Genomic DNA, 22,237 nt, shown 5'->3' with positions numbered 1-22,237 from the left:
GCGTTCGTCCGGCACCAGAGGAGCAGGCAGTGTCAGTGAGTGAGAACAAGAGTACGGGTGGCTGGTTCAAGACGGAACAGCGGCGCCTGATCATGCAGGAATACGGGATCTTCCTCGCTTTCCTGATCCTGGTCATTATCCTGTCGTTCTCGAACGAATTCTTCCTGACGGGCGGCAATATCTCCAACGTGCTGCTGCAGACGTCGATCAACGGCGTGCTGGCGATCGGCATGACCTTCGTCATCCTGACGCGCGGTATCGACCTGTCGGTCGGCTCGGTCGTCGCGCTCGCCGGCATCGTCAGTGCAAGTTTTGCAACGACGTCTGCTACGGCGGGTGTCATCGGCTCGCCTTATCCGGTCGCCGTCGGCCTGCTTGTCGGCGTGTTCGTCGGCATCATCTGCGGTTCGATCTCGGGTGTGATCGTCTCACGTTTCTCGGTGCCGGCCTTTGTCGCGACACTCGGCATGCTTTCGGCTGCCCGCGGCATGACGCTGATCTACGGCGGGGGCCGTCCGGTCCCCGCGCTGACACCTGCCTTCCGCTGGATCGGCACCGGCGACGTGTTCGGCGTTCCCGCGCCGGTCATCGTGCTTGCCGTCGTCTTTGCGGTCTCCTGGTGGATCCTCAACCGCACGCGCTTCGGCCGCTACATCTATGCCGTCGGCGGCAATCCGCATGCAGCCAAGACTTCGGGCATCAATACCGATCGTATCCGTTTCACCGTCTATGTCATCTCGGGCGGCCTGGCAGGGCTTGCGGGTATTCTGCTCAGCGCCCGTACCGGTTCGGGTCTGCCGCAGGCAGGTGTCGCCTATGAGCTGGACGCGATCGCGGCAGTCGTCATCGGCGGGACAAGCCTTTCCGGCGGCGTTGGCCGTGTGACGGGAACACTGATTGGCGCCCTCATCATCGGTGTCATGAACAATGGCCTCGATCTGATGGGTATCCAGTCCTACTACCAGCAGGTCCTGAAGGGTGCCCTGATCGTCGGCGCCGTCATGCTCGACCAGAAACGAAATTTCGGAGCTTGAGCTCACCAGCAGAAATTCGGGGGCAGGCAGCTCGCCGCCCCGTCCGACAGGCAAGCCATGCCGGCAGCCTAAACCCAAAGTGGAGGAGAATGGAAATGAGAAATCTTCTGATTGCGCTTGCTTCGGCAACGGCGCTGCTGGCAACGTCTGCCGCAGCCCAGGAAAAGATCAAGATCGGCGCAGCCCCTTACGGCCTCAACGCAGAATTCATGCAGATCTGGACGGCAGCGCTCCAGGACCACCCGGCCGTCAAGAGCGGCGAAGTCGAACTGACGGTATTCGACGGCCGCTATGATGCGCTGGTCCAGCAGGACCAGTTCAAGACGATGATCACGCAGAAGTATAACGCGATCATCTTCGCCCCGATCGACGTCGATGCAGGTGCGGCCGCCGTCCAGTCGGCCGTCGATGCCGGCATTCCGGTCATCGGTTCCAACACCCGCGTCAACTCCGATCAGCTGACATCCTATGTCGGTTCCGACGATACTGTGTCCGGCTATCTCGAAGCCAAGAGCGTTCTGGACAAGATCGGCTGCAAGGGTAATGTCGTTATCATCGAAGGCCCGGTCGGTCAGTCCGCCCAGATCCAGCGCCTGGAAGGCAACAAGAAGGCGCTTGCCGAGTGCCCGGATGTGAAGGTTCTCGAAGACCAGACGGCAAACTGGTCGCGCGCGGAGGCCCAGACGCTGATGGAAAACTGGCTGACGGCTCATCCGAACCAGATCAACGGTATCATCGGCCAGAACGATGAAATGGCGCTTGGCGCCATCGAAGCGGTCAAGGCTGCCGGTCTCGACGTCAAGAGCTTCGCGATCGCCGGCATCGACGGCGTCACCGATGCCCTGCGTGCGGTCAAGGCGGGCGAAATGACGTCGATCCTGCAAGATGCGCGCGCTCAGGCTCAGGGCGCCCTGGATCTGGCGATCTTTAATGCCAAGGAGGGCGACTACAAGCCGGAGTCCGATATCTGGACCACCTACAAGGACATGCCTTGGAACGGCGGTAAGGATAAGACCTACAATGTTCCGTGGACCCCGGTGACGGCTGAAAACGTCGATCAGCTGCTGTCTACCCGCAAGTGATCCTCGCTGGGGGCGGGATCATATCCCGCCCCAAACCCTGAGTTCGAGAGAGAGCCATGACTGATTCCAAAGAGGTTGACCTGAACTTTTCCCTGAGCGGCAAGGTCGCTCTGGTTACGGGCGGCGCGTCCGGTATCGGCAGCGCCATTGCATCCGCCATGGCCGCCAAGGGCGCTGTCATTGCCGTCATCGACATCAATGAATCGGTGGCACGAAGCAAGGCTGAAGAGCTCGGCAACGGTTCCAGATCCTTTGTCTGTGACGTGTCAAATCCGCAGTCGGTCGAGAATGTGATTGCTGATATCGAAGCTGCCTTCGGCCGCATCGATATCGCCGTCAACAGCGCTGGCGTCGTCATGCTTGCGCCGGCCGAGGACCTGGGTCTCGACGCCTGGGACAAGACGATCGCCATCAATCTCAAGGGCACGTTCCTGGTCTCCCAGGCTGCCGGCCGCGCCATGATCAAGGCGGGCAAGGGTGGCAAGATCATCAACATGGCGTCGCAGGCAGGCACCGTCGCGATCGATCAGCACGTCGCCTACTGTGCTTCGAAATTCGGCGTCATCGGTCTCTCCAAGACGCTTGCCGCCGAATGGGGCAAACACGGCATTACCGTCAACACCATCTCTCCGACAGTCGTCCTGACCGATCTCGGCAGGAAGGCATGGGATGGCCCGCGCGGCGAGGCGCTGAAACAGCGCATTCCCTCCGGTCGTTTTGCTTTTCCGGAGGAGATTGCGGCCGCGGCGGTGTTCCTGGCTTCCAATGGTGCCGATATGATCAACGGCGCGGACCTTCTGGTCGACGGCGGTTACACCATTATCTGACGCGCGGTAGATAGGAGTTATAATGCAGCGATTTATCAACAATCCGGATGAGGTCGTCGAAGATACCGTCAAAGGTTTCGTCAAGGCTCATGCCGACATCGTAAGGCAATCAGCACAAAATCCCCGTGTCATCGCCGCCCGTCACGCACCGGTCACGGGCAAGGTGGGCGTCATCACCGGCGGCGGTTCGGGGCATGAACCGGCCTTCATCGGCTATACCGGCCGCAACATGCTGGATGCCGTGGCAGTCGGCGAACTTTTCTCCTCGCCAACCGCAAAGAGCTTCCTCGATGCGGCCCGCGAAGCCAATGGCGGCAAGGGCGTCGTCTGCCTCTATGGCAACTATGCCGGCGACAACATGAATGTGAAGATGGCGATCAAGCTGGCGGCGAAGGAAGGCATCGAGATCGCCACGGTCGTCGCCAATGATGACGTCTGTTCCGCAAGCCCCGAGGAGCGCGAGAAGCGTCGTGGCGTTGCCGGCGAGATCTTCATGTGGAAGTGCGGCGCCGCGAGAGCTGCCGAGGGCGCAAGCCTCGAGGAAGTCAGGGCGACCGCGCAGAAGGCGATCGACAATTGCCGTTCGATCGGAGTCGGCCTCGGCCCCTGTACCCTGCCTTCCGTCGGGCATCCCAATTTCACCATCGAGCCTGGCACGATGGAGGTCGGCATCGGCCACCATGGCGAACCCGGCGTGCGTGTCGAGCCGCTGAAATCGGCCAGGGACGTCGCGGAGGAGATGGCGAAGATCGTTCTCGAAGATCATCAGCTTGCTGCTGGAACCGAAGTCGCCGTTATCGTGTCCGGCCTTGGCGCCACGCCGCTTAACGAGCTCTATATTCTCCACGATACGATTGAATCCGAGATCACCGGACGCGGACTGAAGATTCACAAGGTCTATATCGGCAACTATTTCACATCGCTGGAAATGGTCGGCGCGACACTGACCGTGATGGCATTGGACGACGAACTGAAGCGACTGCTGGATGTCGATGTCCAGTGCCCTGCGATGCTCTGAGGGGAGGCGGGTCAATGCAGCAATTTCAGAATGCCAGATCGGGTGAAATCGTTCTCTCGCTGGCCGACCGGATCATCGAAAATCGCGCCTATCTGAGCGAAATTGACGGCAAGATCGGAGACGGCGATCACGGCGTCAACATGGCCAAGGGTTTCGGCATGGCCGCCGAGCGCATCAAGGGAACCGACATGTCGCTGGCTGAAGCGCTCGACACGCTCGGCACGGTTCTGATGACGGAGATCGGCGGCTCCATGGGGCCGCTTTACGGCGTGATGTTCACGCAGTTTGCTGAAACCATCGAAAAGTCCGATGCGATCGATGCCGCCGCCTTCAGCTCCATGCTCCACAATGGTCTCGACGGTATTCAGGCGATCGGTTCGGCCAAGGTCGGCGACAAGACATTGCTCGATACACTCGTGCCGGCGATCACCGCATTCGATACGGCAATCGGCAGCGGAAAGTCCTTTGCCGAGGCGCTTCACGCGCTCGTCGCAGCTGCCGAGGCAGGACGCGACAGCACACGCGATCTCGTCGCAAAGATCGGTCGCGCTAGTCGGCTCGGCGAACGTTCGCTCGGTGTGCTTGATGCAGGCGCGACATCCTGTGCATTGATCCTGACGTCGCTGGCTGAAGGCGTAGAACCGAGGCTGCAGTCGGCCTGACAGATCGGGCTTTGGTGAGAGCCCGCGATCCTCCCTTGCATCACCTTCCCGGCCGCTTCGGCGGCCGGGAACAATCGGGCGAAGGCACGTTGAAAACTGCAGCTTTTACGCTCATCTTCGCCGTCGATTGCAGACGAGGAGAAACCAGGCAGGATGACGGCTAAGACATCATCGGCACGAAAGAACAACGCGGCAGACGTTTCGGCCGAACCCATCCCGCTGCGCTACGGCGACGATCCCTATGTATGGGCATGCTGGCTCTATTATGAAGACGGCATGACTCAGGGCGACATCGCCGAGACCATGGGCATTTCGCGCGCTACGGTGAACAGCTACCTCGCCGATGCGCGCGCTCGCGGCATCGTCAATATTTCCATCGAACCCTCACGCCTCAGTTCGCTCACCATCGCTCAGGAACTGAAGCGGCATTTCGGCCTGCATGACTGTCTTGTCGTGCCGAGCGACGACAATGCGCGGCCGCTGATCGAGCGGCTTGGTGCAGCAGGCGCGCAGGCACTGCAGAAGCTCCTGAAGTCGGGCGACACCCTGGCGGTTGTCTGGGGACGCACCATCATGGCGGTTGGCGAGCAGGCCGCCATCTCGGGCCTGCAGGATATGACCATCGTGCAGGCCACCGGTGGCACGAGCGCAACTTTCGCCTATACGCCGGAACTCTGTGCTGCAGCCTTTGCCGATGCGGTCGACGGCCGGCTCATCAACATTGCGGCGCCTGCCATTGTGTCCAGCGCCGAAGTGCGTGATCTGCTGATGCGTGAACCGCTGATTGATCGTCAGTTCGAGGCGCTTTCACGGGCGAACAGGGTGATTTTCGGCATCGCTTCTATGCGGCCGAATTCCACCATCCACACCAGCGGTTTTTTTGAGTCCGTATCGCTGCAGGACTACCTGGCGAAGGATGCGACCGGTGTCGTGGCGGGACGCTTCATCGATGGCCATGGACGGCCCGTCGCCGGGCCCCTGGACGACCGGACGGTCGGCATCTCGCTTGATCTCCTGAAGAAGATCAACATGCGCATTGCTGTTGCCGGCGGCTTCGACAAGGTGCCGGCCATTCTCGCGACGCTTCGCGGCGGCTATGTCAATGTCCTCATTACCGATGCAGCTACGGGCCGCGGCATCCTCAATGCCGACGGGGTTACTGAAATCGCTCAGAAGAGCCTCCAGCGTCCGCGTGTGGAAAGTGAGATTTCAGCGCCGCTGAACAGCGCGCGCACCCAGATCAAGAAGTTCCTGAACAACCCTGACGACGTCGTCGAGGAAATGCTCGAGGGCGTCGTCAAGGCGCATGCGGGCTACCTCCGCCCGGTCGACGGCTCCAACCGCGCGCTCGTTGCCCGCGCAGGCCCCCGGGCGGGCAAGGTTGGACTGGTCGTCGGCGGCGGCACCGGCCACGAGCCGGCCTTCCTCGGGTATGTGGGCAAGGGGCTCGCCGATGCTGTCGCGGTCGGCAATATCTTTTCCTCCCCGCCTCCGGGGCCGATCCTGCAATGCGCCAGGGCTGCATCGGGCGGGGAGGGCGTACTGTTCGTCTACGGCAACTATGCCGGCGACGTCATGAATTTTGAGATGGCTGCCGAAATGGCCGCGGAGGACAATATCGAGGTCCGTACCGTGGTTACCACCGACGATATTTCCTCCTCGCCAGTAGAGGATCGGGATGGCCGCCGCGGAGTCGCCGGCAATTTCTTTATCTTCAAGATCGCCGGTGCGGCCTGCGATCGTGGTCTGTCGCTGAATGCTTGCGAGGCAGCAACGCGAAAAGCCAATGACCGCACCTTCACGATGGGTGTTGCGTTGGAGCCCTGTTCGCTGCCGCAAACGCGTCGCCACAATTTCGAGATCGGTCCCGACGATATGGAAATCGGCATGGGCATCCACGGCGAACCGGGCGTGATGCGTGAAAAGATGATGAGCGCCGATGCCGTGGTCGATGTCGTCATGGATCGCATATTCTCGGAAATGAAACCGGTGGCGGGGGACCGCGTTGCCGTTCTCGTCAACTCGTTCGGCGGCACGCCGTTGATGGAGCTCTATATTCTCTATCGACGGGTGGAACAGCGCCTGAGCGCAAAGGGGATCAAGATCGAAGCGAACTGGGTGGGGCATTATTGCACATCGCTCGACATGGTCGGCGCATCCATATCCATTCTGCATCTCGATCAGGAATTGACGGATCTGCTGCACCACCCCTGCGATACCGCGTTTCTGAGGGTCGTAAACTGAAAAGTAAAAGCATCCCAGGGAACTGGGCTGCATGAATTGGGAGGATACGCATGTCGGCAAACGCGGCCCGCCGCCTCAGCAGGATGTTTCACCGGATATCGGTGGCGATCTCGGCTGAGAAGGATCATCTCTCCGATCTGGATGGCGCGATCGGCGATGCCGACCACGGCATTACCATGTCGCTCGGCTTCCAGGCGGTGAATGGCGAACTGGCAAAGCAAGATCTCGATACAATATTGCCATCAGAGGTCTTTTCGCTTGCCGCATCCGCCTTTCTCGATGCCGTTGGCGCATCGACCGGCCCGCTCTATGCCACCGCCTTCCGCAAGGCCGCGCAGGCCCTGAAGCGGGACGAGACGCTTTCGATCGACTCTCAGGCCGCAATTGTCGAGGCCATGACATCAGGTATCCGGGATCGCGGCAAAGGCCAGCGCGGCGATAAGACCATGCTGGATGCCTGGATCCCGGCAACCGAAGCGGCAGCTGCCGCCCGCGACCGGCAGGCGACCGTCTCGGACATGTGGAACGACATTCTGGAAGCCGGTGATGCCGGCGCACGCTCGACCCGTTCGATGGTTGCGACCCGCGGGCGGGCGGCCCGCCTCGGCGAACGATCCCTTGGCCACATCGATCCCGGCGCGGCATCGGCCGTCGTCATTATCAGAGCGATGAAGGAGACATTCACTGAGAACGAGCCGGCGGAGTGATCCACCGGCTCCGGTTGCTACTTTTGATCCGATTACTTGCTGGCCGCCTCGGCTGCCTTTGCGATCACATCGGCAACCTTTTCCGGCTGAGATGCGAAGACAGCATGGCTTGCCTTGATCTCCGTCACCGTGCTGCCTGCCCGCTTTGCCATGTCGCGTTCGAGATCGGGATTGATCGAACGGTCTTCGGTGGCCACCACCGTCCAGCTTTTCTTGGCCTTCCAGGCAGGATCGCCAGCCTTGGCAGAGAAAGCCTCCTTGGAGGCGAAGACCTGTGACTTCGCGAGGAATGCCGCCTCGTCCTTCGGCAGGTCGGCGGCGAAGTCGTTCGCGAAGGCGGCCGGGTCTAGGTAAAGATATTTTCCGTCCTTCGTCTCACGAATATTCATGCCGCCAGCCGGCTTGGAACTCGCCAGGCTGATGAGGCTTTCCCCTTTGTCCGGCTGGAAGGCCGCGACATAGACCAGGCCCGCCACATTGGGGCTGTTGCCGGCTTCGGTGATGACCATGCCGCCATAGCTATGGCCGACGAGCAGGGTTGGGCCGTCCTGCAGGTCCAGTACTCGGTTGGTGGCGGCGACGTCATCGGCAAGCGAGGTGATTGGCTCCTGGACGATGGTGACGTTGAAGCCGCGTTTTTCGAGAATTTCAGTCGCCTGGCGCCAGCCGGAACCATCGGCAAGAGCGCCGTGGACGATGACGATGTTCTTCACCTCTGCTGCCTGGGCGGTGAAAGCGATGACGCTGGTGGCGAAGGCGATGGCGAGTGTGGAAAAATACTTGTATTTCATGGTGTTTATTCCTGTTGTTCAAGTTAAACGGGAGTAGGAAGTTCAGCCGAAGGTAAAGGCGTAGGCCTGGACGCCGGGATCGAGGAAACGGATCTCGAAGTTGCGTGCTTCCACGGCACCGGACTGGCGCACGAGCTGGTAGAGTTTGGTCGAGGTCACCGTGCCGTTTCCATCGGCATCGATATCGCTGCCGTGGTCGGCACCTGGCGCCTTGCCGTCGACCGTCACCTGAAAGCGGATCGGTTTGCCGTCAGTCGCTGGGCCAAGAACGAGATGCAGGTCGCGGGCGCTGAAGCGGTAGGCGATGCCGCCGCCTGACTGATCGAGGGTCGCCTCTTCAGCGCCGACAGTCCATTTGCCCGAAAGACCCCACTGGTTGAGACCAGGCTGCTTGACTGAATAGTCCCTGGTGGCATCGGCGCGCATGCTCTCATTGGAGGCAAAGCCGGTGGCCTGCTGATAGCCGATATAGGTCTCGCCGGAGCCGATGTCCTTCAGGTCCGGGCTCATCTCGGCACCTTTCGCATCCGGCACGACCGGTGCGCTTGTTGCCGTCTCGCTGCCGGCTTCGCGCAACAGATCCTGGATCGCCTGCTCGGTCTGCCGGTAGTTGCCTTCGCCGAAGTGATGTTCGCGGATCTTGCCCTTGGCATCGATCAGGTAATGAGCCGGCCAGTAGCTGTTATCGAAGGCGCGCCAGATCTTGTAGTCGTTGTCGATTGCGACCGGATAGCCGATATTGAAGTCGCCAATGGCCTTTTTGACATTGTCGATCTTCTTTTCGAAGGCAAATTCCGGGGCATGCACGCCGATAACAACAAGGCCCTGTTCTTTGTATTTTTCAGCCCAGGCGCGGACATAGGGGATAGTGCGGATGCAGTTGATGCAGGAATAGGTCCAGAAATCGACGAGTACGACCTTGCCGCGGAGTTGTTCCATAGTCAGCGGCGGCGAGTTCAGCCATTCGACGGCACCGTCCAGCGATGGCGCCCGACCTTCGACCGGCAGATCGCTATGGAAAGGTTTCGCATCGGCAAGACCGATCGCCTTGTCGTTGCTCGCGACTTCGGACGATCCTCCATCGGTTGGCTTCACATTCACCCTGTCGAGAAGGGCCTGCTCGAAGGATGCGGTGCTGGCATAGGAAAGCTGCGAAAGCAGGCCAGTGTCGAGACCGAGTGCAATGACAGCGACGCCTGCGAGTACGGCAGCGCCGAGGCCCTGACGAATGCGCTCGCTGACGCCAAGCGACTTCTTCATGCCGGCAAAGATCTTGCCGCCGACTGAGAGTGCAACAGCCAGCGAAGTGGCGGCGCCAGCGGCATAGGCAAGCAGCAGGAACGTCGTCTGCAGGTTCGCGCCCTGGAGTGCGGCGCCGGTCAGTACGAGACCGAGGATTGGCCCGGCGCAGGGCGCCCAGAGCAGACCGGTCGCGACGCCGAGAACGAGCGCGCTCGCCACAGTCGGCGCAGCACCGGTCTTGCCGGAAGCGTTCAGCAGGCGGTTGCCGAAATCGACGACAGGCTGGGTGATGAAGCTTGCGATACGGGGCGAAAGAAGACTGATGCCAAAGATGGCAAGCAGGGTCAGCGCGGCAAGGCGGCCATATTCATTGGCGTTGATCGCCCAGCTGCCGCCAACTGCCGCAAGCGTCGCTACCAACGCGAATGTTGCGGCCATGCCGATCAGCATGGGCAGCGTGCTGCGCACGAATGGCTGTCCGGCACGGGCAAAGACGAAGGGGAGAATGGGGAGAATGCAGGGGCTGAATATGGTCAGCGCCCCTCCAAGATAAGCAATGATAAGAAGTGTCATCGTCGTTTCCTTTGAAACCGGGTGATCGGACTCTGGACGGCGATGCGGCCCGATCAGCAACGTGGCTATCTGGTCGAGGCGATGTATCTCGGATGTGTCTGGTTTTATGGCAATGTGTACCGAAGTGTAGGAAGCGCACAGATGAGGGCTACGCTATCTTCCCGCATCATGTCTCGCCGATGGAACCTTCTTTTGGGAGAGCGTGGCGGAGCAGGTAGGATCACATGACGATCAGTCAGGAGAATATAAAGCTGAAGCGGGTTTATGCGGCCAAAGCTGCTGCCGATGGCGCCCGCCTGCTTGTCGATCGCATCTGGCCGCGCGGCCTCAGCAAAGACCGCGCTGCTCTCGATGCCTGGCTGAAGGAGGTCGCACCCAGCACCGAGCTGCGCCACTGGTTCAATCATGAGCCCGATCGCTGGGAGGAGTTCTGCAAGCGCTACATCGTCGAGCTTCGGCAAAAGGAGGAAGAGGTAGATCAGGTGCTCGGTTTCGCAGAAAAAGGCACGGTCACCCTGCTTTATGCCGCCCGCGATGATGAGCACAACAATGCCGTCGTGCTTCGTGATTTCCTCATCAAACGGATTTTCGATTAGGAAGGCAGCCATTGTATCAGAACGTATCCGGAAGCCCGGATGCTACATCCGCATGCAATTGAAGCGGATACCGAAACATCGGGGATACATGCGAGCTGTTTTCTCCTTGCCATCAACTTGAAACGGAGAAAGCCAATGTCCAGCGAAATCAATATTCAGCGTCGTCGTTTTTTCGGTGTTGCGGCCATGACCATGGCTGCCGTCGAGTTTGGCCTGACCAGCGCCGCCGGCGCCCAGTCACAGGTGACCGCGCCCGCCGTCACGCCAGGTTCGAATACGTCCTTTGCACCGCTGAAGCAGATCAAGGCTGGCGTATTGAATGTCGGCTACGCTGAAGCCGGTCCCGCAAATGGTCCGGTTGTCCTGCTGCTCCATGGCTGGCCCTACGACATCTACAGCTACGTCGATGTAGCGCCTGCGCTCGCCGATGCCGGCTACCGGGTACTGATCCCCTATCTGCGCGGCTATGGCACAACCGAATTCCTCTCCGCGAAGACACCGCGCAACGGTCAGCAGGCTGCCATCGCCATCGATATCATCGCCTTCATGGATGCTTTGAAGATCGAGCGTGCCGTGATCGGCGGCTATGACTGGGGCGGCCGCACTGCGGACATCCTGGCCGCCGTCTGGCCGGAGCGCTGCAAGGGTTTGGTCTCTGTCAGCGGCTATCTGATCGGCAGCCAGGAAGCCAACAAGAAGCCGCTTCCGCCGCAGGCCGAGTTGTCCTGGTGGTACCAGTTCTATTTCGCTACGGAACGTGGCCGCGAGGGCTACGAAGCCAACCGGCATGATTTCGCGAAGCTGATCTGGAAGCTCGCTTCGCCGCAGTGGAAATTTGATGACGCAACTTTCGATCGAACCGCCAAGGCATTCGAAAACCCGGATCATGTCGCGATCACCATCCACAACTACCGCTGGCGGCTTGGCCTTGCCAATGGCGAAAAGAAGTATGACGCGCTGGAAAAGAAACTTGCCGCCTTCCCGGTCATCACAGTGCCGACCATCACCATGGAGGGCGACGCCAATGGCGCGCCGCATCCGGACCCTTCTGCCTATGCCAAGAAGTTCACCGGCAGATATGAGCATCGCACCATCACCGGCGGCATCGGCCACAACCTGCCGCAAGAAGCACCGCAGGCCTTTGCCCAGGCCATCCTGGATGTCGATCGCTTCTAAAGTCAGCCTTTGCTGCCGCGGACGGAATTCCCTGTTTCGCGGCAGCCAATTCAGAGTCAAAACAGGAAGCAGTGAGTCTGCGTTAAGATAAAAATTCTGCTGGCGCCAACAGATAGAGGATCCGAAAGTCCTGACATGGAGCATATCGACCATATCCTGATCGTCGACGACGATCGTGAAATCCGTGAGCTGGTTTCGAGCTATCTGAAGAAGAACGGCCTTCGGGCGTCAGTCGCGGCCGATGGCCGCCAGATGCGCAGTTTTCTCGAAGGCAATACGGTCGATCTCATCGTGCTCGACGTCATGATGCCGGGTGACGACGGGCTCGTGCTCTGCCGCGAGCTGCGTGCAGGTAAGCATAAGGCGACGCCTATCCTGATGCTGACGGCCAGGAGCGACGAGATGGATCGCATCATCGGGCTGGAGATGGGTGCCGACGATTATCTGCCGAAACCCTTCGCAGCGCGCGAATTGCTGGCGCGCATCAAGGCTGTGCTGCGACGCACGCGCGCTCTGCCTCCGAACCTGCAGATCTCGGAGGCGGGGCAATGGCTTCGTTTCGGCGACTGGCGTCTCGATACTGTCGGCCGGCATCTTCTCGACAGGCAGGGAACGGAGATTGCGCTCAGCGGCGCCGAATATCGTCTGCTGCGCGTCTTCATCGATCATCCTCAGCGGGTGCTCAACCGCGATCAGCTCTTGAACCTGACCCAGGGCCGCGATGCGGAGCTCTTCGACCGCTCGATCGACCTTCTGGTCAGCCGCGTGCGTCAGCGATTGGGCGATGACGCACGCGAGCCGACCTATATCAAGACGGTGCGTAGCGAGGGTTATGTCTTTTCCGTTCCGGTGGAGATTGAAGAGGCGAGGTCATGAGTGCGAGCGGGGGGCTTCGCTTCGGGTTTTGGCCGAGCACGCTGAGGGCCCGGCTTTTCCTTATCCTGCTCTTCGGCCTGGCGATTGCTTACGGCCTGTCATTCACGGTGCTCTTCGTCGAGCGTTCCATGTCGGCCAAGGCCGTCATGCTTGGTACGCTGGAGAGTGACGTTGCGACCTCGATTGCGGTACTCGATCGCTTGCCGGCGGATCAGCGGGGCGACCTGCTCGACCGCCTGAGTCGCGGCAATTATCGTTTCGAACTTGGGCCGGGTCTGCCGGGCGTGCCCGATAACTCCAGCAAGGGCAAGGAAATCGGCGGCAGGATCGAAGAGGCGATCGGGGGTACTTATCCGATCCGCATGGAATCCATCCCAGGCGACATTAGCCGCCTGCAGGCGCATCTGACGCTGAGTGATGGAAGTCCCCTGACGATTGACATCACGCCGCGCCCGCCCATGCCCATTGCGGCATGGCTTCCCTACGTGCTTGCCATCCAGATGGCGCTGCTTGTGCTCTGCACATGGTTTGCCGTGCGCCAGGCGATCCGCCCGCTTGGCGCTCTTGCCGCGGCGGCAGATGAACTTGACCCGAACAAGAAGGGGCCGCCGCTCAGTGAGCGCGGGCCGAGCGAGGTTGCCCATGCGGCTCGCGCCTTCAACGCCATGCGGGAGCGAATTGCGCACTATCTCGAGGAGCGTGTGCAGATACTGGCCGCAATCTCCCACGACCTGCAAACGCCGATCACCCGCATGCGGCTGCGCGCCGACATGGCAGATGAGTCCCCCGAGAAGGACAAGCTGGTCCGCGATCTCGGCGAAATCGAACGCCTGGTGCAGGACGGAATCGCCTATGCCCGCAGCGCCCACGGCAGTGGTGAAAAGTTTTCGCGCATTGATCTCTCGTCCTTCATCGATAGCATCGCCTACGACTATCAGGACATGGACAAAGACGTCAGTGTGGTCGGTTTGGTGCAGGGCGTCGCATCGACCAAGCCACATGCGTTGCGTCGTATTCTGACGAATTTTATCGACAACGCCCTGAAATTTGCTGGGGCCGCCGAAATCGGCGTCGAGCGAAACGGTGAAGAGGCGATCGTTATCACCGTGACGGACCGTGGCCCCGGCATTCCAGAGGCTATGCTCGAGGCTGCAATGCAGCCCTTCTTCCGGCTGGAGCAATCGCGCAATCGCGAGACAGGCGGCACCGGACTCGGTCTTGCCATCGCCCAGCAGCTGGCTGCCGCGATCGGTGGTTCAGTGCGGTTGTATAACCGCGAGGGCGGCGGATTGGCCGCCGAGGTCACCATCCGCGCCAACTGAATTTTTCGCTGTTTTGTATGCGAAAATGTCCAGATCGATCTGCGCTACGCTTTGATACAGTTCGGCCGATTTCGGAAACATAGTGGATACGTCAAACCGTCAAAACCACTCCGTCACCAGATGTCGCAACTCGCGACACGAAATCGAGGAGTGCTCTCATGACGACGATTGAAAAGGTTCTTTATACCGGCAAGACCCACACGACAGGCGGCCGTGACGGCTCCGCCCGCAGCAGTGACGCGCAGCTCGACGTGAAGCTTTCGCCTCCGGGCAGCGCCCATGCCGGCACCAATCCCGAACAGCTCTTTGCTGCCGGCTGGTCCGCCTGCTTCATCGGCGCGATGGGCCTTGCTGCCGGTAAGCGGAAGCTGAGGCTTCCGGCCGATACCGCTGTCGATGCGGAAGTCGATCTCGGCATGACGGGCGACGCCTATTTCCTGCAGGCTCGTCTCAACATCAGCCTGCCGGGTCTGGAGCCCGAGGTCGCCCGAGCGCTGGTCGAAGAGGCTCATCAGACCTGCCCTTATTCGAAGGCGACGCGCGGCAACATCAATGTCGAGCTGAACCTCGTCTAGGGTTACTGATAACAGAAGGCGCAGTCCGGCTGCGCCGATGGAGGCTTCGATGAAAAGGATCATCATTGTCATTCTGGGAGCAGCGGTTTTCGCAGCACCCTGTATTTATGACGTGTTCTCTGATGAGCCGTCGGCACTATACGGACTACTTGCTGCGACCTCGGGAATGTCTGGTTCCCTGTAGGCCGCTAAGTTCGATATCGTGGAAATGATCAAGGCACCGGCCGGTAGGCGGGTGCCTTTATTTTTATGCATGTTTTTCGGTTTGACGCCCTTTACGTCGCGCCGGCAATTTCACTCTTGATTGTAATACGGTCGTACGTATTATAGCAGCCATGGCAAAGCACTCACACCGAAACACCATTCTTGAAGCGGGCCGCAAGGTCATGTTCCGCAAGGGTTACATTGGCGCAGGCGTTCGCGACATCGTTGCCGAGGCGGGCGTGCCGCAGGGCTCGTTTACCAACCACTTCCGTTCCAAAGAGGAATTCACGAAGGAGGTGCTCGATCTCTATTTTCAGGATCTTCAGTGTGCCATCGAGACGGCGCTGGGGGATGTGAGGCTGAGGCCACGCCAGCGCATCGAGAAATACCTCGATATCATCACCGGCCGTCTGGCTGCCGATGGTTTCAGTCGTGGCTGCCTCATCGGCGATCTCAGCCTGGAGGCGGCGCCGCAGAGCGAGATGCTGCGCACGCGGCTCGCGGAAATTTTTGGCGAATGGAGCGCGCCATTTACGGCTTGCATTGCCGAAGGACAGGCCTCCGGAGAGATCGATGATGCGATCGGTTCGGAAGATCTGGCCGAATTCCTCCTTGCTTCATGGGAAGGTGCGATCCTGCGCATGAAAGTATCGCGGGATGCCCAGCCCCTGGAGCGGTTCAAGAAGATCGTTTTTGCCACCGTGTTCAAGGATCACACCCATGAGACATGATATCAGTCTGCCGCGCGTGCCGGTGCTCGATTCCGAAATGGCATATCGCGAGGCCGGCAGGACGGACGGCCCTGTCGTCCTGCTTCTGCATGGCAATCCCACGTCGTCCTATATCTGGCGCAATATCATTCCGCTTATCGCCGAGGCCGCTCATTGCATTGCCCCCGACCTGATCGGCTTCGGACAATCGGGCAAGCCGGACATTGCCTATCGCTTCGAGGATCATGCGCGTTACCTCGATGCGTTCATCGCGACGATGGGCATTAAGTCGGCCTATCTCGTCGCCCAGGATTGGGGAAGCGGGCTGGCACTCCATCTCGCCGCCCGCCGTCCCGACTTCGTTCGTGGCCTGGCCTTCATGGAGTTCATCCGGCCGATACCGACCTGGGACGAATTCCTGCAGAACAGTGCCGAGCGTGAGATATTTCGCAAGTTTCGCACGCCGGGAGAGGGCGAAGAACTCATCCTGAGGGAAAATATCTTCGTTGAAGGCGTGCTTCCCGGCGCAACCTCCCGCCAACTCAGCGAGGAGGAGATGGCCGTCTATCGAGCGCCGTTCCCCACACCGGCCTCGCGTCGGCCAACCTGGCGATTTCCGAATGAACTGCCGATTGCCGGTGAGCCGGCGGATGTCTATGCAAGCATGAAAAAAGCACATGAGGCTTTGGCGGCATCGACCTATCCGAAGCTCCTCTTTGCTGGAGATCCGGGTGCGCTCATTCCGTTGGCGGTTGCCGAGGATTTTGCGAGACGTCTGCACAATTGCCGGCTGGTGAAGTTGGGGTCTGGCCTGCACTATCTGCAGGAGGACCACCCCGAAATCATCGGCGAGACCGTTGCCCAGTTTATCGCCGAAATCGAGGCCGAAAGCCTCGTCGCTTGAGGACTGCCATAGCCTGCCGAGATTAGAGAACGAAGCACGATCTCCAGCTTCGTTCTCTTCTTTAGCTATATCGGCTAAACAGTTGCCTAATGTGCTCTTTTAGCCGGCCGAACGGTGCGTTGTTCGATCCGCCCCGCAATGGAGAAAATCAACACATCGACATCGGCGTCGATCGTCGACCCATCCAGCAGCCGGACGACGTCATCTATCCCCGATACCGGATGGCCGGCGATTGCAAGCAGGTAGTCGCCTTCACGAAGGCCGGCTCTCGCGGCAGGGCCGCCATCTTCGACGCGGCGCAGGCGGACCGTTGTCCGTTGCGGAAGGCCGGCTTCAAGCGCAATGCGCCGATGCAGATCAACCGTATCGGCGGCGATACCGATATATCCGCGGCGGACCTCGCCGAAACGCAGGATTTCAGACACGACATGTTTGGCGGTGTTCGAGGCGACTGCAAAAGCGATGCTCTGTGCGCCTTGTATCACTGCGGTATTGACGCCGATGACCTCACCAGACGAAGAGACCAGCGGACCGCCGGAATTGCCGGGGTTAAGCGCCGCATCCGTCTGGATGATATCTTCCATCAGGCGACCGCTCGCGGCGCGCATCGAGCGTCCGAGGGCAGAAACGACGCCGGCCGTGACGGTCCATTCGAAGCCAAGCGGATTGCCGATGGCGACAGCGATATGCCCGCGCTTCAGCTTTTTCGAGTCGGCAAGCTGCGCCCAGGCGCCGGACCAGTCGTTGGCCCGGATCAGTGCAAGGTCGGTATCTTCATCCCGGCCAAGCACCCGGCCCTCGACGACCGTACCGTCAGGTGTCTTGATGGTGACGGCTTTCGCATCGCCGACGACGTGATTGTTGGTAACGATGAGACCGTCGGGCGAGATGGCAAAGCCGGAACCATGCCCTGCTCGTCCGCCAATGCGCTCGATACGGCTGACCGCCGGACCGACCATGTCGACGGTATTCGACACCGTTTCGGAATAGGCATCCAGCAGCCCGGCGTCTGACGACGGCTGAATGTCACGATCAATGAATCCCATGAAATCTCCTCCGACGCGTGAGGCGTCGATGTTGAGGACCGGCAGCGGCTGCTGATGGCAAAGGGCTGTCGTTCGACAGGTGAACAATGGAGATATCAGGTGAGATTGATGTGCCCGTCTTTCAAGAGCCGCGATTTCAGGAAGCGGCAAGGTAAGAGGCAGCGATCTCGCAGGCGGCCAGCGCTGCCGCGCCGGCATCAAGGCCTCTGACCATGGCATCGATGTAGCCACCGGCGAAATAATCGCCCGCTCCTGTCGTGTCGCGTGCAGGAGGCGCTGGCGGCACCTCGATGATGATCGAACCTCGTTGACTGACGATCTCGATTGGTTGCATGCCACTCGTCAGCACGAGAGTTCCAAGTCGCGGCGCAGCGATTTCCGAAGCTGCCTGCCAGGCCGTTTGCGCTGTTCCTTTCACGTCCGAGCGCGAGGCGATCAAAACATTCGCGGGCCGGCGTTCGGCCGAGAGCGGATATTGCGAAACCACCACGTCGAAATCTTCCAATTGCCTGAGGGCAGCCGGGCTCATTACCCGTGCATTGAGATAGACAAGCGACGCATCGATCGGCGGCAAGTTCTCTATGCCCGGTCGCCGCCGGCCCGCCGGCGCGATGATGGTGCGCTCGCCGTTGGGATCGACGAGGATATCGACGGGTGCTGTCTCCCCGGGTACAACATCGATGAAATCGGTGTTGAAACCGCGCTTTCCGAGATCCTTCAGATAGCTGCGTCCTCTATCGTCATCGCTAAGGCTGGTGACCAGAACCACCTCATGGCCGAGATCGAGCAGGGCCAGGCCGGTATGGAAGCCGCCGCCGCCGTAACGCTCCTCGATCGACTGGCAGGAGAGCCTCCCACCCGGCACGAGCGGCCGGTCGAGCCGCCAGATCCGGTCGACATTGGCATTGCCGACCACCATTATCCTTGCCATTCCAACTCCCTCGTCGCGATATTCCGGCCTTACCGGGCGCTGTCGTTCTTGCCGATGATCTTGCCGCGCAGCCATGCGGAGGAGAGATCGATAGCATATACGACGGCGACGATCAGGAAGATGATCGTCCAGGCCTCCGGCCAGCGATAGGCGGCAATGCGGTCCGCCAGCAGGAAGCCGATTCCCCCGGCGCCGACAATGCCGAGAATGGTGCCGGAGCGGGTGTTGGATTCGAAATTATAGAGCATGATCGAAAGGATGACCGGCATCGCCTGAGGCATGATGGCAAGGCGGATGGTCTGCAGCGGCCCGCCGCCCGATGCCAGAACACCGTCGACAGGTTTGCGCGAGGTATTTTCGATCGCTTCTGAAAAGAGCTTGGCGAAAGTGCCGATTTCCGAAACGGCGATCGCGAAGACACCGGGAAGCGGGCCGAGGCCGAAGGCGCGGATGAAGATCAGCGCGAGCACGATCTGTTCGACGGCGCGCAATGCATCGAAACCGCGGCGGGTCGATAGCCGCACCCAGCCGAGCGGCATGATGTTCTTCGCGCCGAGAAAGGCGAGCGGAAAAGCGGCGAGCGCGCCGAGCAGCGTTCCGAGGAACGCCATCGAAATCGTCTGGCCGAGGCCAATCAGAACGTCGCTCCATTCCTGCCAGGTCGTCCAGACGTAGGGCGGGAACATGAACGAGAAGATCGTGCCGAGCCGCGTCAGGCCATTCAGGATGCGGGCTGGCGAAAAGTCGAAGAGATAGAGGCCGGCAAGCAAGGGCAGGACCAAGGCGGCAGCGCCTGCATAACGCATCAGCCGCACGCGCGGCTGCACCGTAAATGCATCTGGCACCCGCTGTCGCACTCCGGAAGAAGAAATGTCGATCATGTCAGATGCTCCGGCTTTCGATACCGATGATGCGGTGACGCAGCTTCTCGCTCAGGAAATCGATGACGACGACGGTGAGAAGGATGATGACGAATAGCGCCGAGAGATCGGTATATTCTTGAAGCGACATGGCGGTGCGGATTTCCTGGCCAAGACCGCCGGCACCGACATAGCCGATGATCGAGGAGGAGCGCACATTGATCTCGAAACGCAGCAGCGTGTAACTTATGATATTCGGGATCACCTGCGGCACAACGCCATAACGCATCTGCTGGAACCAGGTGCCGCCGGAAGCCTTGACGCTCTCCAGCGGCCGCATGTCGATATTCTCGTTCACTTCGGAATAGAGCTTGCCGAGCGAGCCCGTCGCATGCGTGGCGATTGCCAGTACGCCTGCAAGCGGCCCGACGCCGAAGCAGAAGACGTAGATCAGTGCCCAGACGATATCGGGAACGGTGCGGATGACCTCCAGATAACGACGTGAAGCAATCAGCAGAAAGCCATTGGGGCTGAGGTTGCGGGCAGCCGGGAAACTCAGGATAAAGGCTCCGACGACTCCGAAAAACGTCGCCACATAGGCGATCAGGATCGTTTCCCCAAGCAGTTCCAGCCAGACCGGCCAGCGCCAGAACCATTCGGCAAGATCGGCGCCGAACGTCTCGATGCGAAGGTGCGGCAGCGTCTTGTAGAGATATTCGCCGAGCCGGGGCAGGGAGGCCCACAGTTTCCAGGTGGTGACGCGCTCGCCCGAGGGCAGGTTGACCTCGGTCATGTCGAAAAAGCCGCCCGTCCAGGCCGTCAGCAAGACGGCGGCGGCAAAAAGCGTCGCCGAAACAAGCTGGACGGTCTTGGCGCGGCTGCGGATGCGACGGTAGTCGGCCTCGAACCGGCGGATGGTGATGGAAGCGGATGCGATCGTCATGTCTGATCCCGGTCGTGGAAGCGCCGGAGGGCGCGGCGCTCCCGTTGCTTGGCGTGGATGCGGGATATCAGCCGTTGCGACGCTGCTTCTTCAGCCAGTCGCGCATGTCGACGATCCACTGGTAGCGCTGGTGGTCGACATTGACGTAACCCTTCGAGGTGGAGTTATCGCCGCCACTCATTTCCTTGAAAGCCTCAGGCGCCTTTTCCGGCGTGGCCTTCACCACAGCCTTGACGTCAGCGATCATGTCGGCCGGCAGGTTGGTGCGGGTGGTGAAGGGACCGTTGGTAATCTCCGGCGACTGCCAGATGCGGCAGATCTCGCCCTTCGGGATCATACCCTTCGATTCCATACGCTGCGGGATGCCGCTGATGTCGTTGTTGACATAGGTCGCGGCCGCATCGAACTGCTTATTGGCGACGGCCATGACGCCGGTTTCGTGGGCGCCGGAGAAGGGGATTGCCGAGAAGAAGGTCTTCGGATCATAGCCCTGCTTGACGAGGTTGTAATAGGGAACGGCATAGCCTGAGGTCGAATCCGGATCGGCGAAGGCGAGAACCTTGCCCTTGAGGTCCTCGACGGATTTATATCCGGAATCGCAGCGAACGGTGATGACCGAATAGTAGCCCGTCGAGCCGTCCTGTTCCTGACCGGCGAGCAGCGGTTCAACGCCGCCGTTCGTTTCGGTATAGGCGGCGGCATAGGCCGAGGAGCCGAGGAAGGCAAATTCGATCTGGTCGGAAGCGAGCGCCTGGATGACACCGTCATAATTGCCGGCGGTGAAGATTTCGACCTTCACGCCGAGTTCCTTTTCCAGATACTGCTGGAAGCCGACGAGGCGTGCGATGCGGTCCTTTTCGTTCTCGCCCGAGAGAACGCCGAGACGGATCGTCTTGTACTTGTCTTTCCAACCGTCGGCATGGGCCTGGCTGGAAAGGGCGAGCGCAGCCGTTACGGCCGCAAGCATGAGGACGTTTTTCATTCCAACTCTCCTGTTGCAAAAAGCCGCGGCCTTGGGGCCACGGCGAAACTCACACCGCCTGGTAGACCTTTTCCTTCGCGGTTCGACCTGCGTTGAATGAGGTGGACGTCACTGCCTCGTCGATCTCCGCATCGAAATCGTCGGTGCCGTAGATTTCGCGGACCCGTTCCTGGGTCAGGTCCGCTGGTGCGCCGTCGAAGCGCACCCGTCCTGCCCGCATGGCGATGATGCGTTCGCAATATTTCCGGGCCGTATCGAGCGTATGAAGATTGACGAGAACGGTAATGCCGTCCTCTCGGTTGATCTTGCGCAGCGCCTCCATCACACGTGTCGCATTGGCCGGATCGAGCGACGCGATCGGCTCGTCGGCAAGCATGATCTTCGGCTTCTGGACCAACGCCTTCGCGATGGCGACACGCTGCTGTTGTCCGCCGGACAAGGTGCCGGCTCTCTGCAGCGCCTGCGGCACAAGATCGAGCCGGTCTAGCGCGCTGATCGCCATTTCCTTTTCTTCATCCGTGAAGCGGCGCAGCATCGATGAGAGGAAGCCGTGTTGGGCAACGCGGCCAATCAGCACGTTGGTCAGCACATCCATGCGCTCGACCAGATTGAACTGCTGGAACACCATCGCGCAGGAAGCGCGCCACAGACGCAACTCGCGGCCGCGCAGCTTGGTGATATCCTTGCCCTCGAACATGATCGTACCGGATGTCGGTTCGAGCAGACGATTGATCAGCCGGAGCAATGTCGATTTCCCGGCGCCGCTGCGCCCGATGATGCCGACCATCTGTCCGGCATCGATCGACAGGTTTATATCGTCGACCGCCTGTGTTTGACCGAATTTCTTCTTGAGGGAATGAAGTTCAAGCACCGGATGGCCTCCGCTTGCCAGAAACGTCAAAGACGAAACTGAATTATATTTAATTTCAACC

At 60.2% G+C, this 22,237-nt stretch carries 22 protein-coding genes; 14 read left to right on the top strand and 8 right to left on the bottom strand.

Features of this window, described 5'->3' with window-relative positions:
• Positions 1 to 29 precede the first annotated feature (29 nt).
• The 7 genes from FHT93_RS16865 (at position 30) to dhaL (FHT93_RS16835) (ending at position 7,574) form a co-directional block, all read left to right on the top strand.
• On the top strand, positions 30 to 1,034 hold the full coding sequence (locus FHT93_RS16865; protein ID WP_183848488.1) for an ABC transporter permease: 1,005 nt from the start codon (positions 30 to 32) through the stop codon (positions 1,032 to 1,034).
• Positions 1,035 to 1,129: 95 nt separating this feature from the next.
• Positions 1,130 to 2,116 (top strand): substrate-binding domain-containing protein, encoded by a 987-nt coding sequence (locus FHT93_RS16860; protein WP_183848486.1) that lies wholly within the window; start codon positions 1,130 to 1,132, stop codon positions 2,114 to 2,116.
• A gap of 56 nt (positions 2,117 to 2,172) precedes the next feature.
• Positions 2,173 to 2,943 (top strand): SDR family oxidoreductase, encoded by a 771-nt coding sequence (locus FHT93_RS16855; protein WP_113207399.1) that lies wholly within the window; start codon positions 2,173 to 2,175, stop codon positions 2,941 to 2,943.
• Positions 2,944 to 2,965: 22 nt separating this feature from the next.
• Positions 2,966 to 3,961 carry a dihydroxyacetone kinase subunit DhaK gene (locus FHT93_RS16850; RefSeq protein ID WP_183848484.1) on the top strand — a complete coding sequence of 332 codons (996 nt, stop codon included), beginning with the start codon at positions 2,966 to 2,968 and terminating at the stop codon, positions 3,959 to 3,961.
• A 14-nt stretch (positions 3,962 to 3,975) separates the two neighbouring features.
• Positions 3,976 to 4,623, top strand: coding sequence for a dihydroxyacetone kinase subunit DhaL (dhaL, locus tag FHT93_RS16845; protein ID WP_113014769.1), 648 nt, complete (start codon positions 3,976 to 3,978; stop codon positions 4,621 to 4,623).
• A 153-nt stretch (positions 4,624 to 4,776) separates the two neighbouring features.
• On the top strand, positions 4,777 to 6,867 hold the full coding sequence (locus FHT93_RS16840) for a bifunctional sugar-binding transcriptional regulator/dihydroxyacetone kinase subunit DhaK (RefSeq protein ID WP_113014770.1): 2,091 nt from the start codon (positions 4,777 to 4,779) through the stop codon (positions 6,865 to 6,867).
• 50 nt (positions 6,868 to 6,917) lie between these two features.
• Complete coding sequence (gene dhaL / locus FHT93_RS16835) at positions 6,918 to 7,574, top strand: dihydroxyacetone kinase subunit DhaL (protein WP_113014771.1); 657 nt, start codon at positions 6,918 to 6,920, stop codon at positions 7,572 to 7,574.
• Positions 7,575 to 7,606: 32 nt separating this feature from the next.
• On the opposite strand, the gene FHT93_RS16830 is transcribed toward dhaL (FHT93_RS16835), so the two are convergent.
• Together FHT93_RS16830 and FHT93_RS16825 are read right to left on the bottom strand one after the other, a co-directional pair.
• Positions 7,607 to 8,365, bottom strand: a complete 759-nt coding sequence (locus tag FHT93_RS16830) for an alpha/beta hydrolase (RefSeq protein WP_113014772.1) — start codon at positions 8,363 to 8,365, stop codon at positions 7,607 to 7,609.
• A 42-nt stretch (positions 8,366 to 8,407) separates the two neighbouring features.
• The gene (locus FHT93_RS16825; protein WP_183848482.1) at positions 8,408 to 10,180 is read right to left on the bottom strand and encodes a cytochrome c biogenesis protein DipZ; all 1,773 of its coding nucleotides are present in this window, start codon (positions 10,178 to 10,180) and stop codon (positions 8,408 to 8,410) included.
• A gap of 224 nt (positions 10,181 to 10,404) precedes the next feature.
• Between FHT93_RS16825 and FHT93_RS16820 the strand changes: the two genes are divergently transcribed.
• From FHT93_RS16820 to FHT93_RS16790, 7 genes are all read left to right on the top strand, one after another.
• Positions 10,405 to 10,776, top strand: coding sequence for a DUF488 family protein (locus FHT93_RS16820; RefSeq protein WP_113014774.1), 372 nt, complete (start codon positions 10,405 to 10,407; stop codon positions 10,774 to 10,776).
• A gap of 135 nt (positions 10,777 to 10,911) precedes the next feature.
• Positions 10,912 to 11,952: an alpha/beta hydrolase gene (locus tag FHT93_RS16815; RefSeq protein WP_113014775.1), complete on the top strand. Its 1,041-nt coding sequence runs from the start codon at positions 10,912 to 10,914 to the stop codon at positions 11,950 to 11,952.
• Positions 11,953 to 12,087: 135 nt separating this feature from the next.
• The gene (locus FHT93_RS16810) at positions 12,088 to 12,828 is read left to right on the top strand and encodes a response regulator (protein ID WP_112542329.1); all 741 of its coding nucleotides are present in this window, start codon (positions 12,088 to 12,090) and stop codon (positions 12,826 to 12,828) included.
• Positions 12,825 to 14,150 carry a HAMP domain-containing sensor histidine kinase gene (locus FHT93_RS16805; RefSeq protein ID WP_113014776.1) on the top strand — a complete coding sequence of 442 codons (1,326 nt, stop codon included), beginning with the start codon at positions 12,825 to 12,827 and terminating at the stop codon, positions 14,148 to 14,150. Before FHT93_RS16810 ends, FHT93_RS16805 begins: the two co-directional genes overlap by 4 nt.
• A 158-nt stretch (positions 14,151 to 14,308) precedes the next feature.
• Positions 14,309 to 14,725, top strand: a complete 417-nt coding sequence (locus FHT93_RS16800) for an organic hydroperoxide resistance protein (RefSeq protein WP_112542327.1) — start codon at positions 14,309 to 14,311, stop codon at positions 14,723 to 14,725.
• 335 nt (positions 14,726 to 15,060) lie between these two features.
• Entirely contained in the window at positions 15,061 to 15,660 is a 600-nt protein-coding gene (locus FHT93_RS16795; protein ID WP_113014777.1) for a TetR/AcrR family transcriptional regulator, read from the top strand.
• On the top strand, positions 15,650 to 16,543 hold the full coding sequence (locus FHT93_RS16790) for a haloalkane dehalogenase (protein WP_183848480.1): 894 nt from the start codon (positions 15,650 to 15,652) through the stop codon (positions 16,541 to 16,543). The genes FHT93_RS16795 and FHT93_RS16790 overlap by 11 nt, the downstream gene beginning before the upstream one ends.
• An 86-nt stretch (positions 16,544 to 16,629) precedes the next feature.
• On the opposite strand, the gene FHT93_RS16785 is transcribed toward FHT93_RS16790, so the two are convergent.
• The 6 genes from FHT93_RS16785 to phnC all read right to left on the bottom strand — a co-directional run bounded on the left by FHT93_RS16785 (position 16,630) and on the right by phnC (position 22,176).
• Positions 16,630 to 17,589, bottom strand: a complete 960-nt coding sequence (locus FHT93_RS16785; RefSeq protein ID WP_112971625.1) for a trypsin-like peptidase domain-containing protein — start codon at positions 17,587 to 17,589, stop codon at positions 16,630 to 16,632.
• Positions 17,590 to 17,725: 136 nt separating this feature from the next.
• Positions 17,726 to 18,520: a PfkB family carbohydrate kinase gene (locus tag FHT93_RS16780; protein WP_183848478.1), complete on the bottom strand. Its 795-nt coding sequence runs from the start codon at positions 18,518 to 18,520 to the stop codon at positions 17,726 to 17,728.
• 29 nt (positions 18,521 to 18,549) lie between these two features.
• Positions 18,550 to 19,401, bottom strand: a complete 852-nt coding sequence (gene phnE, locus FHT93_RS16775) for a phosphonate ABC transporter, permease protein PhnE (protein WP_183848476.1) — start codon at positions 19,399 to 19,401, stop codon at positions 18,550 to 18,552.
• Between the two features lies 1 nt (position 19,402).
• Positions 19,403 to 20,323: a phosphonate ABC transporter, permease protein PhnE gene (gene phnE, locus FHT93_RS16770; protein ID WP_113202673.1), complete on the bottom strand. Its 921-nt coding sequence runs from the start codon at positions 20,321 to 20,323 to the stop codon at positions 19,403 to 19,405.
• Positions 20,324 to 20,390: 67 nt separating this feature from the next.
• Positions 20,391 to 21,305 carry a phosphonate ABC transporter substrate-binding protein gene (gene phnD / locus FHT93_RS16765; protein ID WP_183848474.1) on the bottom strand — a complete coding sequence of 305 codons (915 nt, stop codon included), beginning with the start codon at positions 21,303 to 21,305 and terminating at the stop codon, positions 20,391 to 20,393.
• Positions 21,306 to 21,354: 49 nt separating this feature from the next.
• Positions 21,355 to 22,176 carry a phosphonate ABC transporter ATP-binding protein gene (gene phnC, locus FHT93_RS16760; RefSeq protein ID WP_183848472.1) on the bottom strand — a complete coding sequence of 274 codons (822 nt, stop codon included), beginning with the start codon at positions 22,174 to 22,176 and terminating at the stop codon, positions 21,355 to 21,357.
• Positions 22,177 to 22,237: the final 61 nt, after the last annotated feature.

Origin of the sequence: Rhizobium sp. BK379, assembly GCF_014193955.1 — a bacterium.
Taxonomy (GTDB): domain Bacteria; phylum Pseudomonadota; class Alphaproteobacteria; order Rhizobiales; family Rhizobiaceae; genus Rhizobium.
The sequence above is the reverse complement of the archived record's forward strand: the minus strand, read 5'-3'. Positions and strand labels throughout refer to the sequence as shown.

Excerpts from the sequence above, each read along its gene's own strand:
- FHT93_RS16820 (WP_113014774.1), top strand. The coding sequence starts at position 10,405 with ATGACGATCAGTCAGGAGAATATAAAGCTGAAGCGGGTTTATGCGGCC.
- FHT93_RS16810 (WP_112542329.1), top strand. The coding sequence starts at position 12,088 with ATGGAGCATATCGACCATATCCTGATCGTCGACGACGATCGTGAAATC.
- dhaL (WP_113014769.1), top strand. The coding sequence starts at position 3,976 with ATGCAGCAATTTCAGAATGCCAGATCGGGTGAAATCGTTCTCTCGCTG.
- phnE (WP_113202673.1), bottom strand. The coding sequence starts at position 20,323 with ATGACGATCGCATCCGCTTCCATCACCATCCGCCGGTTCGAGGCCGAC.
- FHT93_RS16815 (WP_113014775.1), top strand. The coding sequence starts at position 10,912 with ATGTCCAGCGAAATCAATATTCAGCGTCGTCGTTTTTTCGGTGTTGCG.
- FHT93_RS16795 (WP_113014777.1), top strand. The coding sequence starts at position 15,061 with ATGGCAAAGCACTCACACCGAAACACCATTCTTGAAGCGGGCCGCAAG.
- FHT93_RS16790 (WP_183848480.1), top strand. The coding sequence starts at position 15,650 with ATGAGACATGATATCAGTCTGCCGCGCGTGCCGGTGCTCGATTCCGAA.
- FHT93_RS16780 (WP_183848478.1), bottom strand. The coding sequence starts at position 18,520 with ATGGCAAGGATAATGGTGGTCGGCAATGCCAATGTCGACCGGATCTGG.
- phnE (WP_183848476.1), bottom strand. The coding sequence starts at position 19,401 with ATGATCGACATTTCTTCTTCCGGAGTGCGACAGCGGGTGCCAGATGCA.
- FHT93_RS16800 (WP_112542327.1), top strand. The coding sequence starts at position 14,309 with ATGACGACGATTGAAAAGGTTCTTTATACCGGCAAGACCCACACGACA.
- FHT93_RS16840 (WP_113014770.1), top strand. The coding sequence starts at position 4,777 with ATGACGGCTAAGACATCATCGGCACGAAAGAACAACGCGGCAGACGTT.
- FHT93_RS16830 (WP_113014772.1), bottom strand. The coding sequence starts at position 8,365 with ATGAAATACAAGTATTTTTCCACACTCGCCATCGCCTTCGCCACCAGC.
- FHT93_RS16785 (WP_112971625.1), bottom strand. The coding sequence starts at position 17,589 with ATGGGATTCATTGATCGTGACATTCAGCCGTCGTCAGACGCCGGGCTG.
- phnD (WP_183848474.1), bottom strand. The coding sequence starts at position 21,305 with ATGAAAAACGTCCTCATGCTTGCGGCCGTAACGGCTGCGCTCGCCCTT.
- FHT93_RS16855 (WP_113207399.1), top strand. The coding sequence starts at position 2,173 with ATGACTGATTCCAAAGAGGTTGACCTGAACTTTTCCCTGAGCGGCAAG.
- FHT93_RS16860 (WP_183848486.1), top strand. The coding sequence starts at position 1,130 with ATGAGAAATCTTCTGATTGCGCTTGCTTCGGCAACGGCGCTGCTGGCA.
- FHT93_RS16825 (WP_183848482.1), bottom strand. The coding sequence starts at position 10,180 with ATGACACTTCTTATCATTGCTTATCTTGGAGGGGCGCTGACCATATTC.
- dhaL (WP_113014771.1), top strand. The coding sequence starts at position 6,918 with ATGTCGGCAAACGCGGCCCGCCGCCTCAGCAGGATGTTTCACCGGATA.
- FHT93_RS16850 (WP_183848484.1), top strand. The coding sequence starts at position 2,966 with ATGCAGCGATTTATCAACAATCCGGATGAGGTCGTCGAAGATACCGTC.
- FHT93_RS16805 (WP_113014776.1), top strand. The coding sequence starts at position 12,825 with ATGAGTGCGAGCGGGGGGCTTCGCTTCGGGTTTTGGCCGAGCACGCTG.